This window comes from Actinoplanes sp. CA-252034 (assembly GCF_050956125.1).
Taxonomy (GTDB): Bacteria; Actinomycetota; Actinomycetes; order Mycobacteriales; family Micromonosporaceae; genus Actinoplanes.
This window is the reverse complement of record NZ_CP191846.1, coordinates 6808937-6823535: the sequence shown is the minus strand read 5'-3', so window position 1 is coordinate 6823535 and position 14599 is coordinate 6808937. Positions and strand designations below refer to the sequence as shown.

Annotated in this window: 20 protein-coding genes and 1 pseudogene; 13 read left to right on the top strand and 8 right to left on the bottom strand. The window is 65.9% G+C overall.

Features of this window, described 5'->3' with window-relative positions:
- Positions 1-357 precede the first annotated feature (357 nt).
- Positions 358-654 (top strand): hypothetical protein, encoded by a 297-nt coding sequence (locus ACQPZW_RS31630; RefSeq protein WP_433789683.1) that lies wholly within the window; start codon positions 358-360, stop codon positions 652-654.
- Positions 655-816: 162 nt separating this feature from the next.
- Here ACQPZW_RS31630 and ACQPZW_RS31625 read toward each other — a convergent pair whose 3' ends face one another.
- From ACQPZW_RS31625 to ACQPZW_RS31610, 4 genes are all read right to left on the bottom strand, one after another.
- Positions 817-1818: an Acg family FMN-binding oxidoreductase gene (locus ACQPZW_RS31625; RefSeq protein WP_433789682.1), complete on the bottom strand. Its 1002-nt coding sequence runs from the start codon at positions 1816-1818 to the stop codon at positions 817-819.
- Entirely contained in the window at positions 1815-2012 is a 198-nt protein-coding gene (locus tag ACQPZW_RS31620; protein ID WP_433797669.1) for a hypothetical protein, read from the bottom strand. The genes ACQPZW_RS31625 and ACQPZW_RS31620 overlap by 4 nt, the downstream gene beginning before the upstream one ends.
- A gap of 227 nt (positions 2013-2239) precedes the next feature.
- On the bottom strand, positions 2240-3277 hold the full coding sequence (locus ACQPZW_RS31615) for a magnesium transporter CorA family protein (RefSeq protein ID WP_433789681.1): 1038 nt from the start codon (positions 3275-3277) through the stop codon (positions 2240-2242).
- 232 nt (positions 3278-3509) lie between these two features.
- Positions 3510-3998 (bottom strand): MarR family winged helix-turn-helix transcriptional regulator, encoded by a 489-nt coding sequence (locus tag ACQPZW_RS31610; RefSeq protein ID WP_433789680.1) that lies wholly within the window; start codon positions 3996-3998, stop codon positions 3510-3512.
- A 33-nt stretch (positions 3999-4031) separates the two neighbouring features.
- Here ACQPZW_RS31610 and ACQPZW_RS31605 point away from each other — a divergent pair, with 33 nt between their 5' ends.
- The 9 genes and pseudogenes from ACQPZW_RS31605 (at position 4032) to ACQPZW_RS31565 (ending at position 11510) form a co-directional block, all read left to right on the top strand.
- Positions 4032-4919, top strand: a complete 888-nt coding sequence (locus ACQPZW_RS31605; RefSeq protein ID WP_433789679.1) for an NmrA family NAD(P)-binding protein — start codon at positions 4032-4034, stop codon at positions 4917-4919.
- Positions 4920-5044: 125 nt separating this feature from the next.
- Entirely contained in the window at positions 5045-5332 is a 288-nt protein-coding gene (locus ACQPZW_RS31600; RefSeq protein WP_433789678.1) for a three-helix bundle dimerization domain-containing protein, read from the top strand.
- A gap of 128 nt (positions 5333-5460) precedes the next feature.
- Positions 5461-5931, top strand: a complete 471-nt coding sequence (locus tag ACQPZW_RS31595; protein WP_433789677.1) for a hemerythrin domain-containing protein — start codon at positions 5461-5463, stop codon at positions 5929-5931.
- Between the two features lie 180 nt (positions 5932-6111).
- The gene (locus ACQPZW_RS31590; RefSeq protein ID WP_433797668.1) at positions 6112-8517 is read left to right on the top strand and encodes a nitric-oxide reductase large subunit; all 2406 of its coding nucleotides are present in this window, start codon (positions 6112-6114) and stop codon (positions 8515-8517) included.
- Positions 8514-9176 carry a hypothetical protein gene (locus tag ACQPZW_RS31585; protein WP_433789676.1) on the top strand — a complete coding sequence of 221 codons (663 nt, stop codon included), beginning with the start codon at positions 8514-8516 and terminating at the stop codon, positions 9174-9176. The genes ACQPZW_RS31590 and ACQPZW_RS31585 overlap by 4 nt, the downstream gene beginning before the upstream one ends.
- Positions 9173-9994 (top strand): SPFH domain-containing protein, encoded by an 822-nt coding sequence (locus ACQPZW_RS31580; protein ID WP_433789675.1) that lies wholly within the window; start codon positions 9173-9175, stop codon positions 9992-9994. Before ACQPZW_RS31585 ends, ACQPZW_RS31580 begins: the two co-directional genes overlap by 4 nt.
- Positions 9984-10262, top strand: a complete 279-nt coding sequence (locus ACQPZW_RS31575; protein WP_433789674.1) for a hypothetical protein — start codon at positions 9984-9986, stop codon at positions 10260-10262. The genes ACQPZW_RS31580 and ACQPZW_RS31575 overlap by 11 nt, the downstream gene beginning before the upstream one ends.
- A 370-nt stretch (positions 10263-10632) precedes the next feature.
- On the top strand, positions 10633-10992 hold the full coding sequence (locus tag ACQPZW_RS31570) for a VIT1/CCC1 transporter family protein (RefSeq protein WP_433789673.1): 360 nt from the start codon (positions 10633-10635) through the stop codon (positions 10990-10992).
- Between the two features lie 221 nt (positions 10993-11213).
- A pseudogene (locus ACQPZW_RS31565) lies at positions 11214-11510 on the top strand (Rieske 2Fe-2S domain-containing protein).
- A 351-nt stretch (positions 11511-11861) separates the two neighbouring features.
- Here the strand turns inward: ACQPZW_RS31565 and ACQPZW_RS31560 are convergent.
- The 4 genes from ACQPZW_RS31560 to ACQPZW_RS31545 form a co-directional block, all read right to left on the bottom strand.
- Positions 11862-12230 (bottom strand): cupin domain-containing protein, encoded by a 369-nt coding sequence (locus tag ACQPZW_RS31560; protein ID WP_433789672.1) that lies wholly within the window; start codon positions 12228-12230, stop codon positions 11862-11864.
- A gap of 53 nt (positions 12231-12283) precedes the next feature.
- The gene (locus tag ACQPZW_RS31555) at positions 12284-12700 is read right to left on the bottom strand and encodes a molybdopterin-dependent oxidoreductase (protein WP_433789671.1); all 417 of its coding nucleotides are present in this window, start codon (positions 12698-12700) and stop codon (positions 12284-12286) included.
- Positions 12701-12828: 128 nt separating this feature from the next.
- Positions 12829-13074, bottom strand: coding sequence for a hypothetical protein (locus ACQPZW_RS31550; RefSeq protein WP_433789670.1), 246 nt, complete (start codon positions 13072-13074; stop codon positions 12829-12831).
- A complete protein-coding gene (locus ACQPZW_RS31545; protein ID WP_433789669.1) occupies positions 13040-13264 on the bottom strand; it encodes a hypothetical protein in 225 nt (74 codons plus the stop codon). The genes ACQPZW_RS31550 and ACQPZW_RS31545 overlap by 35 nt, the downstream gene beginning before the upstream one ends.
- On the opposite strand from ACQPZW_RS31545, the gene ACQPZW_RS31540 reads away from it, so the two are divergent.
- The 3 genes from ACQPZW_RS31540 (at position 13236) to ACQPZW_RS31530 (ending at position 14582) form a co-directional block, all read left to right on the top strand.
- The gene (locus ACQPZW_RS31540) at positions 13236-13415 is read left to right on the top strand and encodes a hypothetical protein (RefSeq protein WP_433789668.1); all 180 of its coding nucleotides are present in this window, start codon (positions 13236-13238) and stop codon (positions 13413-13415) included. The genes ACQPZW_RS31545 and ACQPZW_RS31540 overlap by 29 nt on opposite strands.
- Before the next feature lie 11 nt (positions 13416-13426).
- The gene (locus ACQPZW_RS31535; RefSeq protein WP_433789667.1) at positions 13427-13645 is read left to right on the top strand and encodes a hypothetical protein; all 219 of its coding nucleotides are present in this window, start codon (positions 13427-13429) and stop codon (positions 13643-13645) included.
- Between the two features lie 394 nt (positions 13646-14039).
- Positions 14040-14582, top strand: a complete 543-nt coding sequence (locus ACQPZW_RS31530; protein ID WP_433789666.1) for an EXLDI protein — start codon at positions 14040-14042, stop codon at positions 14580-14582.
- Positions 14583-14599 lie beyond the last annotated feature (17 nt).

Below are 14599 nucleotides of genomic sequence, written 5' to 3'. Positions count from 1 at the left end.
ACCAGGGTCTCGAGCAGCTACTCCTACTCTACCCCCGTCGCCGCCGCAGTAGATCTCCTCCCACGCGAGTCGGAGGTGGGCCGCCCGCGCCCGATCGGATGGGGCGTTCGCCGCGACGATGGACCCTTCGTCCGGCGATGTGCTGACATCGCTGACCACAAACGGCTGGCCCGGCATGCGTGGCTTAGTGGCAATAAGGTTGCTCGGGACCCCGGGTAGCTGACTCTTCGCTGCTCGGTGAGTGCCCGTCCTGGATCGATGTCCACGCCCGTATGAGCGCTGACCTCGTCGTCCTGATCATCTGCCGTGGCGAGCATCGGAGCGTGACCACCGGATTAAGGCTGGAGAGGTAGAACCATGCTCGATGGCGCCCTGAACAGGACATGCGAGGGCTGGTCCGAAAAGGTGCCGCAGATGACCGTGAATCGGGTGGCGGACAGCGCCATCGGCGCTGGCCGCCCGAAATCCAGTGCGCCTTACGTACGGCAGGATTCCTGTACAGCCCCTGGCATCGACGGCGGTGGCGGATCCGGCATCGCAGAGCTTGTCACGCAGGTGTTGCGGTGGCAGCAGGACATCTCCGTTCTGGCTGGCAACATCGCCGTTGCCGAGAACCAATTGGCGCTGGCCTACCGGAGGGTTGGCCGAGCATGATCCTGCACGATCAGTGGACTACCTGGAAGCGGCCGCTGAGGCAGACCGCTACGCCGCGCACAGCGGGAAGAGCAACGCAGGTGGCTCCTGATGTCATCGGCCGACCACCTGACCGCGTAGTCACACCCGGTGACCGCGTGGTGAAAGCTTCGCGCCCCTGACTCAGAACCGTTCGATGACTTGGGCCTCAGGGAGCCGCGGTGTGTGCGGGGCGGCGGTGGATGCCGGGTCGCCGGTGGTGAAACGCAGCACCAGATGCGGCCGGCCGAGGCCGGAGAGCAGACCGCGCATGCGTTCACGGGTCACGGCCACCTCGATGGTCGCGCTCAGCGGCAGGACCGACAGGCCGAGTTCGATGGCGGTGAGCCAGGCGGCCGACAGTGCTTCACCGGCGCGGAGCCAGTCCGCCTCGCCGTCTTCCGGCCCGTAGAGGATCGCGAAGGCGGCAGCATCTTCGTGCTCCCCGGAGACGGGCAGTTGGCCGAGGTAGCCGAAGTCGCGGCCCGGCACGGTCGTCCGCGTGACTTCGTCCGGGATGGCGGCGTCCGGGATGCCGCTGCTCAGCGGCCGGGTGCCGCCGGTCCAGTAGGTGACCTCTTTCTGCCAGGCGAGGTCCTCGGCCTCGGCGCGCTGGGCCTGGTCGGCGGCGCTCGCCAGGTCGTACACCTGGTCGGGGTGCAGCAGATGCAGGCCCGCGCCGGCGGATTCCACGGCAGCCACGATGGCGTCCAACTTGTCGGCGTCGATGGGAGTGCCGACGATGGGCCGCCGGTCGGTGTGCCGCAGCTCGACGGTCTGCCGGCGCCGTCGCGCTTCGAGACTGACCGGAATCCGCCGGTCGACACGCAGCCGCGCGAGATGGTCGGGGTGGTCCGGGTTCGGCATCCTTGCGATGACGGCGTCCCAGCCGTCGGCGGTGAGGCTCACGAGAGCGTGATTCAGCGCGGCCCCGCAGCTGACGATGGCGAGCCGGGAGTCGGGGTCAGTGACGTCGAGTGCCCGGCTGTGATCGAGGTAGAGGTCGAGTTCGTCGCCGCTGACGCTCCAGCGCCACGGCTGAGTGTTGTGGATCGACGGGGCGTACCCCGCCGTGGTAGCGGCAGCGGATAGCGCCCTGGCCTCGGCGCGGGTGTCGGCGGCACGGGTGGAAGCCTCGGAGCTCATGCTGAGTTCCTTTCTGAAACGTCCGATGTTTGGGGCCGGTCACGGCGTGTGCGGCCAGGTCTAGTCGCGGATCTCGGGCAGGTCCTCGCCGGTTCGCCGCACGTAGGTGCGGTGCTCGGCGCGTTGTCGACCGTCTGTTGGCGTAGTACGGCGGCTTTGCGGCCAAGGCCGGGTACCCGGTTGATGACGTCCATAACGAGGTGGAACCGGTCCATGTCGTTGACGACGAGCATGTCGGGCAGGCGCCGGCGCAGCCGGCCGGTCACGGCGAGGACTTCAGATTCAGGCCGGGGGTGGTTGCGTGGGAGTCCACGGGGCAGTTCGGGTGGGGCGAGATGTCCAAGGCTACGGCGTTGGCACTGAATTGCGAGCGCCATTTCCAGGTGACGCTCAGCCGAACTTCTGTCGCTGATTCAAATGCTTACAGCCAATCTCGGTGTTTGAAGACGGCATAGAGCAGGGTGGACATCACGGCGATGAGGGCGGTGGAGACCAGGACGCCCCAGTGGGTTCCGTTGCCTGGGTAGGGCAGGTTCTGGCCGTAGAATCCGGTGATCGCGGTGGGCACGGCGATGATCGCCGCCCAGCTGGTCACCTTTTTCATGATCAGGTTCATGCGGTTGGCCTGGATGGTCAGGTTGGTCTCGGCGGTGGTGGCGACCAGGTCGCGTAGTGATTCGGTCCATTCGGTGGCGCGAAGGACGTGGTCGTAGACGTCCTGGTAATACGGCGTCATCGCTTCGTTGACGGTGTGCAGGTCGCGGCGCAGCAGAGTGTTGAGGACCTCACGCATGGGCAGCACCATCCGCCGCAGGATGACGAGGTTCTTGCGGAGCTGGAAGGAGCGCCGCTGGACCGCGTGGATCTGGGATCGGTGTTCGTCGAAGAGGAGTTCCTCGAGTTGTTCGATCGCTTCATCCAGGCGCTGTACGGCGGCGAAGTGGCCGTCGACGATGTGGTCGAGCAGGCCGTACAGCAGGAACGAGACGCCGTGCTTGGCGAGGTCGGCGGAAGTGTCCCAGCGGGCGAGGACGGGTGCGAGGTCGAACCGGTCGTCGTTGCGCACGGTGATGATCGCCTTGTCGGTGATGAACACCGCGATCTCGTTGGCGGTCAGCGTCACGCTGTCATCGTCGAGGGTGACGGCGTACGCGCTGAGGAACAGATGGGAGGCGTAGCGGTCGAGTTTGGGTCGCTGGGATTCGTGTCCCGCGTCCTCGATCGCCAGTTCGTGCAGACCGAACTGTTCGTTGACCATGGCGAAGTCGTCCGCGGTGGGCCGGCACAGGTCGAGCCACACCACCGACGCCGGATCGGTCAGGTGAGCGGAGATGTCAGCGAGCGTGAGATCCGACGACACGCAGACGCCGTTTCGATAGAGCCGGGTGCTGGCGCGCGGGTTGACGCCACGCCCGTCCGTTGAAGGGCCGTGGCCGACGGTTCCCGGAATGAGACTCATCGAAGAAGCACGGTTGGCGGTTCAGGGATAGTCATCGAAACCTCGACCAACTGGGTAGACGTCCGGCGGCGGCCGACTTTCCGTCACCGGGGGCCGGGGCGACTCTTTCACCGTACGCCGCGCGTTCGCAGTCCATGCCGGCTCTATCCCTCGCCGGGGAGCTGTCCCGCAATTAGCGGCGCCCAGGCCGCGGGGCCGTTCAGCGCACGGGTGGTCGCCGTCCCAGGGAGTTCTAGCGACCGGCCGGTGGGCGAGGGTGGTGGGAATTTCCAACCATCGGCTCGGCTGCGCTCTCGGCGAATCGGGTCAGCAGATCGGCCAACATGGCGACGTCGTCATCGGGCCAGGAGGCGAGCATCTGCTGGAGCCGGGCCTGACGGAAGACCCGCGACGCCTGCACCAGACGCGTTCCCGCGGATGTCAATGTCAGTGACACCCGGCGCGGGTCACGGGCGGATACCGCGCGACTGACCATCCCAGCCTGGGTGGCGCGGGCGACCAGGCGGCTTGCGGTCGAAGGAGCCACGGCGAGTGCGCGGGTCACCTCGCTGACGCCGATCTCGCCCGGTGCCTCGGCGATGGCCAGGCAGACCAGCAGGGTTGAGCCCTCCACGACGCGCCCTTCGTGGGCGATACCGGTGGGCGCGTCCCACATCCTGCGCAGCCGTAACAAAGCCTGGTCGAACCGTGCGAGATCGCTGTTCCTACTGTTTCGACCCATCGTCCCTCCAGAAAACACATGTACGGTACATATATGAGTAGTGTTCTGGTCACTGGGGCGTCCGGCAATGTGGGCCGACACATCGTTGACCAACTGGCTTCGACCGGTGTCGAAGTCCGGGCCGCCGGCCATTCGCCGGCTCAGTCAGACGGCGTGCGGCCGCTGGGCGAGGCCAGCGGAAGCGCTGACTGGGTACCGTTCGGCTTCTCCGAACCGGCCACCTGGGAAGCGGCGTTCGCCGGAGTGCAGACCATGTTCCTGCTACGACCGCCGGCGATCAGCAACGTGAAGCGGGATCTGCTGCCGGCCGTTGCCGCGGCCCGGCGAGCCGGGCTGCGGCATGTGGTCTTCCTGTCCCTGCAGGGCGCGCAACATAACCGGGTCGTGCCACATGCCAAGGTGGAGTCCTGGTTGCGTTCCAGCGGTCTGGGCTGGACGTTCGTACGGCCATCGTTCTTCACTCAAAACCTGAGCACCACCCACGTCGCGGACATCCGCGACCGTGATCAGATCATCATCCCGGCCGGCGGCGGCCGGACAGCGTTCGTCGATGCGATGGACGTCGCGTCCGTCGCCACAGCGGCCCTACTGAATCCCGAGAACCACCGCGGGTGGGCCTGGACGGTCACCGGACCGGAGGCGCTGACCTACGCCGAGGTCGCCGACATCCTCACGAGAGTGCTCGGCCGCTCGATCACGTACACCCGCCCCGGACTACTGCGCTACCTGCGTCATGCTCGGCGAGCGCTGGGCATGCCCCGCACCATGGCCGTGGTCACCGGCACCATCTACACCACAGCTCGCATGGGCTTCGCGGCCGGACTCACCGACGACGTGCGGCGGGTCACCGGCCGAGCACCACTCGGTGTCGAGGAAACTGCCCAGCGGGAACGAGCAGCCTGGACGGCGTCACCTGCCTGATCAGGCGATTGGACTGACACCGCTGTCGTCGGCGGTCAACGACGTGAACTGTTCATGGTCGACTCCCGGAAACCGCTCGGCCCGTGTGTCACGCTTGAGTTTCTCCAGCTAAGGCCGTGACAGACATGTCCACAAGGCAGCCGAATCACCCGTCAACCGCGTCAGGGACCGCCACCCCGGCGGCGACCGCGTTGGTAACCGATGACCAGGTCGACGACATCGTCGAACGCCTCCAGCGTCGGTACAACACCCAGCAGATCTCCCGGACAGACCTCGAAGTCAAAGTCCGCGGTTCATACCATCAATTCGACGGAGCCCCCATCCGCGCGTTCGTCAATGTGTTCGTGGAACGACTGGTGCGTCGCTCGGTCGACGACGAATTGGCCGTTACGACGGCCGCCGCCTATAAATAAGATGTTTTCCATTCGCGGTGGCTGTGAGCAACCGACTGGGTCGGCGCCGGCTTCAGCGCGCGGCGATGGCCGAGGGTAGCCCTAGAGTCGCGTGGGAATGATGCAGCCGTGGGCGAAAAAAGTTACTGATGTGCCACTACTGCGGATGCCGCGAAACGCCGCTGATCCGGGACTACATCGCGGAGCACGAGCGGGCGATCAACTTGGGGGGCGACGCGGTCCGCGCGATCGATGACGGCGAGCTGGCCAAGGCCGCCGAGCTGCTCGGTGCAATGGCCGTGGAGTTGCGATCTCACTGGCAGGGAGAGGAGAAGGGCCTGTTCGCAGTGATGGGTCGTGATGAACTTTTCGCCGAGCATATTGACCCGCTGGTGCGCGAGCACCGTGACCTCGAAGCGCTGCTCGGCGCGGTTGACCTCTCCGACCCGACCGACCAGGGCCGCGTCCGCGATGCGGTCTTCGAACTGCACGAGCACATCGCCAAGGAGGAAGACGGCCTTTTCCCTGCATCACTGACCACACTGAGCGGCGACGAGTGGGAAGCCTCCATGCAAGCTTGGCGCGCCGCGCATCCCGGCGGCACCATGATCGGCGAGTGAGGCGCGGCGCCGGCGTCCTGGAGGGGAGAACGACGCGTCAATGCGTGCGTCCCGAAAGAACTCGAACAGGTGCTTCTTCGCAGGTTCTGGCTAGAGGTCCCCTTTGAGCTGCGCAGCGTCTGGCGAATCGCTACGGTCAGGTGCATCTCTGGTGCAACGGGGGCCGAGGACTTGTCTGATGTGCAGGTGAAGGGTTCCGGTCGGGCGGAGTTGAGCCTTTCCAGGGGATGGGTGCAGGGCGTTGCCTTGGTCCTGGTTTTCGGGTTCTTCGTGATGGGCATGCTGGCCCTGAGGACGTATACCGACTCGATGCCGTTGCCGCAGCGAGTGACCGGCCCGGACGGCCAAGTGGTCTACACCGGAGCTGACGTGACAGCTGGGCAGCAGACTTTCCTGCGCCGCGGGCTGCAGCAGTACGGCTCGGTGATGGGTCACGGCGGGTACCTCGGCCCCGACTACACCGCAGAGTACCTTCGCATCTCCGCCGAGCACATCAAGGCCGAACTCGCGGGCTCAGGGCAGCAGGAGCCAACCGAGGCGGTCAAGCAGATGCTTCGCGCGAACCAGTACGACGAGGCGAGCGGCGAGTTGCGGTTCACCGCAGATCAGGTCTCGGCCTTCGGGATCGCCACCAGCCACTACGCGAACGTCTTCGGTACCGACAGCACGAAATACGGCCTCATCCCGGAGATGATCACCGATCCTCGGGAGATCCACGAATTGACCGCGTTCTTCTCGTGGACGGCGTGGGCGAGCGCCGCGCAACGACCCGGCCACAACTACTCCTACACCAACAACTGGCCGCCCGAGCCGCGCGTCGACAACACCCCGACCGCCGATGTCGTGGTCTGGTCGGGCCTGTCGCTGACCGCCCTGCTGGTCGGGCTGGGCGCGCTGTTCGCCCTGTACGGGCGGTGGAGCCGCAACATCGGCTGGCACGCCTCCGAACAGCCGGCCCTGGCCTTCCTCCAACCCGGCCAGGTACAGATCACCAAGGCGCAGCGGGTGACCGCGTGGTTCTTCTTCGTGGTGGCTGCTCTCTTCCTGGTGCAGGCCCTGCTGGGCGGTGCGATCGAGCATTACCGGGCCGACCTGAGCACCTTCTTCGGCATCGACCTCGCACAAATGTTGCCGTTCAACCTGGCCCGCACCTGGCACGTACAGCTATCTCTGCTGTGGACGGCGGCGGCGTTCCTCGCCGCCGGCATCTTCTTGACGCCGATCATCGCCGGCCGGGAGCCCCGGCGGCAGCACTGGCTGGCCTGGGGTCTGCTCGGAGCGCTGGTGATCGTGGTGGTCGGCTCGATGGCCGGCGAGGCCATCAGCATCTTCGGCGCCGACTGGGCGAAGGGCTCGATGTTCTTCGACCAGCAATGGGAGTACCTGGACCTGCCGAGGTTCTGGCAGGCCCTGCTGTCGATCGGGCTGTTCCTGTGGATCGCGATCATCTACCGCGGCATCCGGTCACGGTTGAAGACCGAACACAAACTCAACATGCCATGGCTCTTCCTCTACGCCGGTCTGGCGATCCCGGCGTTCTACGCGGTCGGCATGCTCGCCTCGACCGAGAGCCACTTGACCGTCGCGGAGTTCTGGCGGTTCTGGGTCGTACACCTGTGGGTGGAGGACTTCCTGGAGCTGTTCACCACGGTGATGGTGGCCTACACCTTCGTGATGCTCGGTGTGGTCCGACGCAAGATCGCCATCCAGATCATCTTCCTCGACGTCATCCTCTACTCCGCGGGCGGCGTCATCGGGACGATGCACCACCTGTACTTCTCCGGCACACCGGTGGAGCACATGGCACTCGGCGCGTTCTTCTCCGCGCTTGAGGTGATCCCACTGACGTTCCTGACCGTCGAGGCGTGGACCTTCCTGCAACTGGGTGCCCGGCAACAGACCCGCAGCAGCGCGCCGTTCCCGCACCGCTGGGCGGTGATGTTCCTGGTCTCGGTCGGCTTCTGGAACTTCGTCGGCGCCGGAGTCTTCGGCTTCCTGGTCAACCTGCCGATCGTGTCCTACTACCAGATCGGCACCGCACTGACCGCCAACCACGCACACGGCGCCATGATGGGCGTCTACGGCATGCTCGCAGTCGGCCTGACACTGTTCGCGCTGCGCTACATCATCCCCGCGTCGAAATGGCCCGACAAACTGGCGAAGACCTCGTTCTGGTCGCTCAACATCGGCCTGGCCTGGATGGTGTTCGTGACCCTGCTCCCGCTGGGGATCCTGCAGCTGTGGCACTCGGTGAACGACGGATACTTCGAGGCACGCACCCTCGGCTACATCACCGAACCGGGAAACGCGCTACTCGAGTGGATGCGGATGCCCGGTGACCTCATCCTGATCATCGGCGGTGTGCTGCCGTTCCTGTGGATCACCTATCTCGGTATCCGGTTCGGTATCAAGGCGACGGCAACCGAGCTGCCGCCCGAGACGCTCTACGTCGAGGAAACCGCCGAGGCCGCGCAGGACCGCACCGGGCTTCCGATCATGGCCGCCCCTGTGGGTGAGGCCGGGGAGGTGCCCCGGTCGCGGAGCCGCTATTCCTCCGACCACCGCGACGAGCCGGAACAGCCATGACCTGGTTCTCGGCCTCCGCGGTAGGGGTAGAGGCCTGGCTGGCAGCCGGCTACTGCGTGGCCCTTGTCGGGCTCGCCCACGTCATCGACGCGCTCGCCCGCCGTGCCGCATCGGTCGCCGAAGGCGGACTGTCCGGCGGCTTCGCCTACCACGCAGACCACGACGCATGGCAGTGCCCGCAGAACCAATGGTTGTGGCCGCAGTCGTTCGACGCGCAGAACCGTGTGATGCGCTACCGCGGCACCCCATCGGTGTGCAACGCCTGCCCGGTCAAGGACACATGCACGACATCCTCCTCCGGACGCGAGATCCAGCGCACGGTCGATTCGTGGCCGGCGTCCGAAGCCGCCCGCTTCCACCGCGGGATCGCCTGCCTCGTGGTGGCGCTCGGCCTCGTGTGGCCGCTCGGCACCGCGCTCACGGGCCCGGGTTCTGACTCGCTGCTGGTCCTCGCCGTGGCCATGCTTGTGGCGCTGCTGCTGAGCACGCCGCTCTGGTCCCACCTACGCCGCAGCACGGTGTTCATCCCCGAGGGGATGGTCCGCCGCTCGCTCGACGACGAGATCGCTGAGCGGGAAGCGGCCGCCGCCGCGGTGATCCGCAAACGTTCGAGCTATGGATCAGACCGACGTAAGCCCGGACCGGAGGCAACCGGATGATCATCGCTACCGCCATCACCTTCGCGCTCGTGCTGCTCCTTCTGGCCATGACCTCGCTGCGGGTGCTGAAGGAGTACGAACGCGGCGTGGCGTTTCGGCTGGGACGGTTGCGAGAACCCGTGGAGCCTGGGGTTCGGGTGCTGCTTCCTGGCTTCGACAAGCTGGTCCGGGTGGACCTGCGGGTGGTCACGCTGACCATTCCGCCTCAAGAGGTGATCACCCGCGACAACGTGTCGGCCAGGGTCAACGCTGTCGTACTGTTCCGGGTGGTCGACCCGGTCAGATCCGTGATGTCGGTGGAGAATCACGCGGTCGCCACCTCACTGATCGCCCAGACCGCCCTGCGTTCGGTCGTCGGCCGGGCGGACCTCGACACACTGCTCGCCCACCGGGCAGATCTCAACGAGGACCTCGCGACATCAATCGCATCGATGACCGAGCCGTGGGGGGTCAAGGTCGAAGTCGTCGAGATCAAGGACGTGGAGATCCCCGAAGTGATGCAACGGGCGATGGCCCGCGAGGCGGAGGCCGAACGAGAGCGCCGTGCGAAGGTGATCAACGCCCGCGGTGAACTCCAGGCGGCGACGGAACTGCGGGACGCCGCGAAAATCCTCAGCGAAAGCCCCGCCAGCCTGCAACTGCGCTACCTGCAGACGCTGCTTGAGCTCGGCGCCGACCACAACTCCACCGTCGTCTTTCCCCTGCCGATCGACATCATCGGCCCGTTCCTCGACGCCGTCCGCGGCAAAGCCGCGCCAGGCGTCAACGGCACCTCCCCGCTGACCAACCCCGCCCAGAGGACGCGTGATGAACTCTGACCTCGACGAGCAGAAGGGCCGCCCGATCCAGCTGACCCCGGTCGCCCCCGGTGTCTGGCTGGTCATCCTCGGCGGCGGCGTGACAGTCCTGGGACCACTCTTCGGATTTCTCATCGGCACGGTCCTCGGCACCGAACGACAAACTCTCGGGATGAGCCCGATCTTCCTGTTCCTCTTCCTCGGGTTCCTCGTGGCCGGCGCCGGACTCGGCACCGCGATCCTCGGCATTCGCCGCAACCTGCGCAGCCGCAAGACCGCCGCGCACTGAGCCGGACGCCGCGCAGGCGGTTTGCCGATCCCGGTGCCGGGCATCCCCTCCAGAGCGTGATCTCTCACGTCGTTCTGCCCGTCGCGCCGGTGTGCGGTTACATCGGTCGGCGAATGGCTGCCCGGACCTTGCGGCCCCGATTCGGCAATTCGTACTTGGACGCCTGCTCCAGGTCCTCACGTGCTGCGTGTCGTCGGTGGCCGGTGTCTCGATCGGCAGATCTGCGGCATCGGTGCGTCCTTCGGTGTTCTGGATCATCTTGGGCCTACTTCGCGTCTGTCAACGGCAACGGAGAAACGATGAACGAGCGTCACACGCTGGTCCGCAGCCGGCACGACCGTGGGGCCACTCTCTGGTTCGGTGATCGTTGATGGGCGCCATCGACCTCAACAGCGCGTCGAGGGCCGTCAACGACCAGGACGACCCGCACGCCGACGCCGTGCCCGGCATCGTCCCCGTTGCTCCGGTTAGCCCCTGGCACGCCGCTGGCGTCTCGGCGGTCTCGTTTGCGCTGGGTGCTGCGCTCCCGCTCCTGACCATCCTCGTGCTGTCGGTCACGGCCAGAGTTCCCGTCACGTTCCTGGTCGTGCTGCTCGCGTTGGCGCTCACCGGTGCACTCGCCGCGACGATCGGTGACGGCCGACGCACCCCGGCAGTCCTGCAGACCGTTCTCGGCGGCATGGCCTTCACCTACGCCGGTGGACGTCCTCTGAGGGCGACGACACTATGACGCGACCGCAGGTACGAAATACCGCAACGACAGACGTCGGTCAGCAAGGCGTAGGCCGGCCGAGCGTGCCGCAGCCTCTTCGGCAAGATGCCACGAGGCGAGATACCGGACGCCTGCAGGTATGGGAGTCCGAAGGTGGCCACCTCAGCCCCGAGGACAATGACAGAACAACACCGTGGCTGGCAGCCGGGCCGCTGGCGGAACTGGCCGATGACACCGCCATGCATGCCGACGTGGACGGGTTGCCGGTTTGCCTGGCGCGCTGCGGTGGGACGGTGTACGCGCTGCTCGATGAATGTAGCCACGGGCACGTCGCGTTGTCCGAAGGTGAGGTCGAGGGCGGTTTCGTGGAGTGATATCTGCATGGCTCACGGTTCGACCTGACCACCGGCCGGCCTGCCGGGCCGCCGGCAACCGGGGCCGTTCCGGTCTACCCGGTGCGCATCACCGCCGGCATCATCGAGGTCGCCTTACCTGCTTCTCCCACGGCCGAACCGATCAGCAGAGGTCTGCAGTGATCGTCGCCACCGACCGGCCCGTTCTTTCGCTTGCCTGTTGCTATGTCCCAGGTCCCCCGGGTAGTCGCACCCGCGGCATTGCGACCGTTGGGGTTGGGCGGTTCCTCACCGCGTTAACCCGCGGTGAGGAACGGGCTCGGAGGGCCGGTCGGCAGCAGTCACAGCAGTTTGAATTGGTTCAGACTCTGCGCCGGGGGAATCAGTGGCCCTGGGCGTATCGCCACCGCTTCGGCTGAAGCACCGCTGCGGACCGTGTCAGGCGCCGCTGGAATCTGCCGATGCGCCGGATTCTGGCGATGCCGCCACATATTCAGGACTCCGAGGCGGCAGTGTGTAGAAGCAGATCGGTTATCAGTGTTTGGCTACGGTCAGGAGCACCGCGGCTTCGTCAAGTGCTTCCAGGCTGTGCCGCGAGTCCGGGACGATCAGCAGGTCGCCGGGGGTGCCGTCCCAGGATGTCTCGCCTGCGATGAGGCGGACTCGTCCGTGTAGGACGTGGATGGTGGCCTCGCCGGGATTCTCGTGTTCCTGGAGTGTCTGCCCGGCGGCCAGCGCAATGATGGTCTGACGCAGTTGGTGTTCGTGTCCGCCGTAGACGGTGGAGCTGCTGCGACCGCTGGAGGCGGTGTGTGCGAGCTCAAGCTGCTGACGTACCAACGCGGTGAGTGACATTTTCTGCATGCCGGGATCTTTCTCATTGATGGCGCACGGATCGGACATCCTGTCGCCGACAGGTATCCGAATTTATTCACTGGCGTCGGTATTGTGCCCAGCTAGATGGATTGGCGGTAGCCGAAGAATTCGTGATCCTGGTTGTAGCCGCCGTGACCGCCACCGATCTCGGTGAAGTCAGCGACGAACTCCAAACCTTTGATCCATTTTACCTGTTTGAAGCCGAGCTGAACCTCGTTGCGCAGCCGTAACGGTGCGCCATGACCAAACGGTAACGGCTCGCCGTTCATGTCATAGGCCAACATCGTGAGGTGATAGCGCATCTGTTCGATCGGGTGAGCGTCGTAGTAGACACCACCGTCCGGACCGTCGCCGAGCGAATAGAAGACCACCCACTTAGCTTCCGGCAGGGGTTCGACCGCGTCCATGAGGGTCTGCAGCGACACGCCGCCCCATTTGGCGATGCCTGACCATCCCTGAATACAGAAGTGCTGGGTGATCTGCTCGTGGTGCTCCATCGCTCGCAGCTGTGCCAGGCTCAGCTCGACGGGTGCTTGACCAGACCATCGACTCGCAGGCGGTAGTCGGTGAAGTCGTCCGCACGGAGTGCTGCGTACTCGGCAGAATCGGGGTACTTGCCGTTATGTCAAAAGTATTCAGATATGTCGTTCTCGGTGTGCTGGCCCGGTTGGGCGTCGACGTGTTCGAACAACCGCTCGACCGGACCGATCAGTGCGGCGCCGACGCGCTGCACGACGCGCGGGTGCCGCAAGGTCAACGGTGTTGCCGTGACCCAGCCCACGACCACAACCACCATCGAGGCGGCGAAGATCCAGAACCCCGCCCAGCCGGCGTCGTCACGTCTGGCATAGATGTGGTTGAGGTTGCGCAAAGGCCACCGAGGACATCACCGGCCGGGTCGCCGCGATCCAGACCGGCACGATCGCCGCCGTCGACGCGATCGCCACCATCGGCGACATCGTCGGCCGGATCAGCGACTTCTCCACCACCATCGCCTCCGCCGTCGAGGAACAGACCGCCACCACCAGCGAGATGGCCCGCAGCGTCAGCGACGCCGCCACCAGCGCCAACCACATCGCCGCCAACATCACCGGCGTCGCCCAGAGCGCCACCAACATCTCCGAAGCCGCCGAGCACGCCGCGCGGACCACCTACACCGTCGCCGGCGTCGTCACCGAGCTGAAGACCACCGTCGGCCGATTCCGCTACTGACAGGACTCCCGATGCCCACCACCGACAACACCGGCCGTAATCACCAGACCGGCCTGCTCGACGCCTGCGAGCGGCTCGTCGACCTGCAGTACCGCCTCGCCAGCAACCTGCATACCCTCGGCCTGCTCACCGACACCACCCAACTGACCGCGATCGCCAGGATGGACCAGGCCCACGCCGCCATCGACCACGCCCGCCACACCACCGGCGCTGATCAGACACCCGGCTAAGAGACACCGTCGTATCCCGCAACACGGTTCGCAGCCTGAGGCTGCCAGCCAATATCAGCGCCCCGGTGCAAGCGGAGGCCACGCCCAGGTCCGGCCGCACCCACAGGCGAGGGCAACCCAAAGCTGGCAGAGCCGCTCAACGCTCGTCCGCGCCGGTAATGCCGGAGCACCACGCACGGTGACTACGCAACGCCCCATCGACTGCAGAGCAGGGCTACGCCATTGACGGCATCAACTCGATCAGAGGGGTGCCATGAGGGCACGCCACGCCACGCGCCGATGCGATGATCGCCCGGTATGCGGGGGTCGGCACGCCACACGAAGAGGTCTCGAACCCACGCCTGCGGCGAACCGACAGTGTGCTCGAGACCCCATCGGTCCAGAAGTGAGATGAATGCCGAACCAGACCATCTACATCGCCGACAACGACCTGCCGCTGCTGCAGCAGGCTCAGGAAATGACCGGGGGAAATCTGTCCGGCGACATCGTCACGGCACTACGCCCCCTCGTCGAGGTCGAGCAGGCCAAGCGATCCGGCTTCGACGAGATAACCGTCAAGCTCGGGCTCGGCAACTCCTCGATCAAGCGGTTCCTCGGCGTCGTCCTCGGCGAGTGGACCGCATCGGGCAACGAGGGTGACGAGACCAACTCGCTGTTTCGAACCCGCAAGGGGCGCTTCGCCGTGCACTACTCCCGCGCCGAGCTGCACACGCCGGTGGGACCCAACGCCGAGCGCGGCCGGAAGTGGTCGACCGGATGGCGCGTTTGGGCCGGGGACTGGTCCCCCGATCAGGCGTGGATGCGCACCCCGGTACAGGCCGTCTTCACCGTCGTCGACACCGCCGAAGAGCTTGAACCGCTGCTGCCGGCGGAGCTCTACGCTCTGGCGCTGCGGACCATCCAGGACGAGCTTTCGGTGGAAGACGTAGGTATCTGAGCCGGTTCCGTCGACCG

Bases quoted from the DNA above. Each gene is read 5' to 3' on its own strand.
- ACQPZW_RS31605 (WP_433789679.1), top strand. From the start codon at position 4,032: ATGAGTAGTGTTCTGGTCACTGGGGCGTCCGGCAATGTGGGCCGACAC.
- ACQPZW_RS31560 (WP_433789672.1), bottom strand. From the start codon at position 12,230: ATGTCCGATCCGTGCGCCATCAATGAGAAAGATCCCGGCATGCAGAAA.
- ACQPZW_RS31625 (WP_433789682.1), bottom strand. From the start codon at position 1,818: ATGAGCTCCGAGGCTTCCACCCGTGCCGCCGACACCCGCGCCGAGGCC.
- ACQPZW_RS31620 (WP_433797669.1), bottom strand. From the start codon at position 2,012: ATGGACGTCATCAACCGGGTACCCGGCCTTGGCCGCAAAGCCGCCGTA.
- ACQPZW_RS31570 (WP_433789673.1), top strand. From the start codon at position 10,633: ATGGGCGCCATCGACCTCAACAGCGCGTCGAGGGCCGTCAACGACCAG.
- ACQPZW_RS31610 (WP_433789680.1), bottom strand. From the start codon at position 3,998: ATGGGTCGAAACAGTAGGAACAGCGATCTCGCACGGTTCGACCAGGCT.
- ACQPZW_RS31540 (WP_433789668.1), top strand. From the start codon at position 13,236: ATGGCCCGCAGCGTCAGCGACGCCGCCACCAGCGCCAACCACATCGCC.
- ACQPZW_RS31555 (WP_433789671.1), bottom strand. From the start codon at position 12,700: ATGGAGCACCACGAGCAGATCACCCAGCACTTCTGTATTCAGGGATGG.
- ACQPZW_RS31630 (WP_433789683.1), top strand. From the start codon at position 358: ATGCTCGATGGCGCCCTGAACAGGACATGCGAGGGCTGGTCCGAAAAG.
- ACQPZW_RS31575 (WP_433789674.1), top strand. From the start codon at position 9,984: ATGAACTCTGACCTCGACGAGCAGAAGGGCCGCCCGATCCAGCTGACC.
- ACQPZW_RS31615 (WP_433789681.1), bottom strand. From the start codon at position 3,277: ATGAGTCTCATTCCGGGAACCGTCGGCCACGGCCCTTCAACGGACGGG.
- ACQPZW_RS31530 (WP_433789666.1), top strand. From the start codon at position 14,040: ATGCCGAACCAGACCATCTACATCGCCGACAACGACCTGCCGCTGCTG.
- ACQPZW_RS31535 (WP_433789667.1), top strand. From the start codon at position 13,427: ATGCCCACCACCGACAACACCGGCCGTAATCACCAGACCGGCCTGCTC.
- ACQPZW_RS31595 (WP_433789677.1), top strand. From the start codon at position 5,461: ATGTGCCACTACTGCGGATGCCGCGAAACGCCGCTGATCCGGGACTAC.
- ACQPZW_RS31580 (WP_433789675.1), top strand. From the start codon at position 9,173: ATGATCATCGCTACCGCCATCACCTTCGCGCTCGTGCTGCTCCTTCTG.
- ACQPZW_RS31600 (WP_433789678.1), top strand. From the start codon at position 5,045: ATGTCCACAAGGCAGCCGAATCACCCGTCAACCGCGTCAGGGACCGCC.
- ACQPZW_RS31585 (WP_433789676.1), top strand. From the start codon at position 8,514: ATGACCTGGTTCTCGGCCTCCGCGGTAGGGGTAGAGGCCTGGCTGGCA.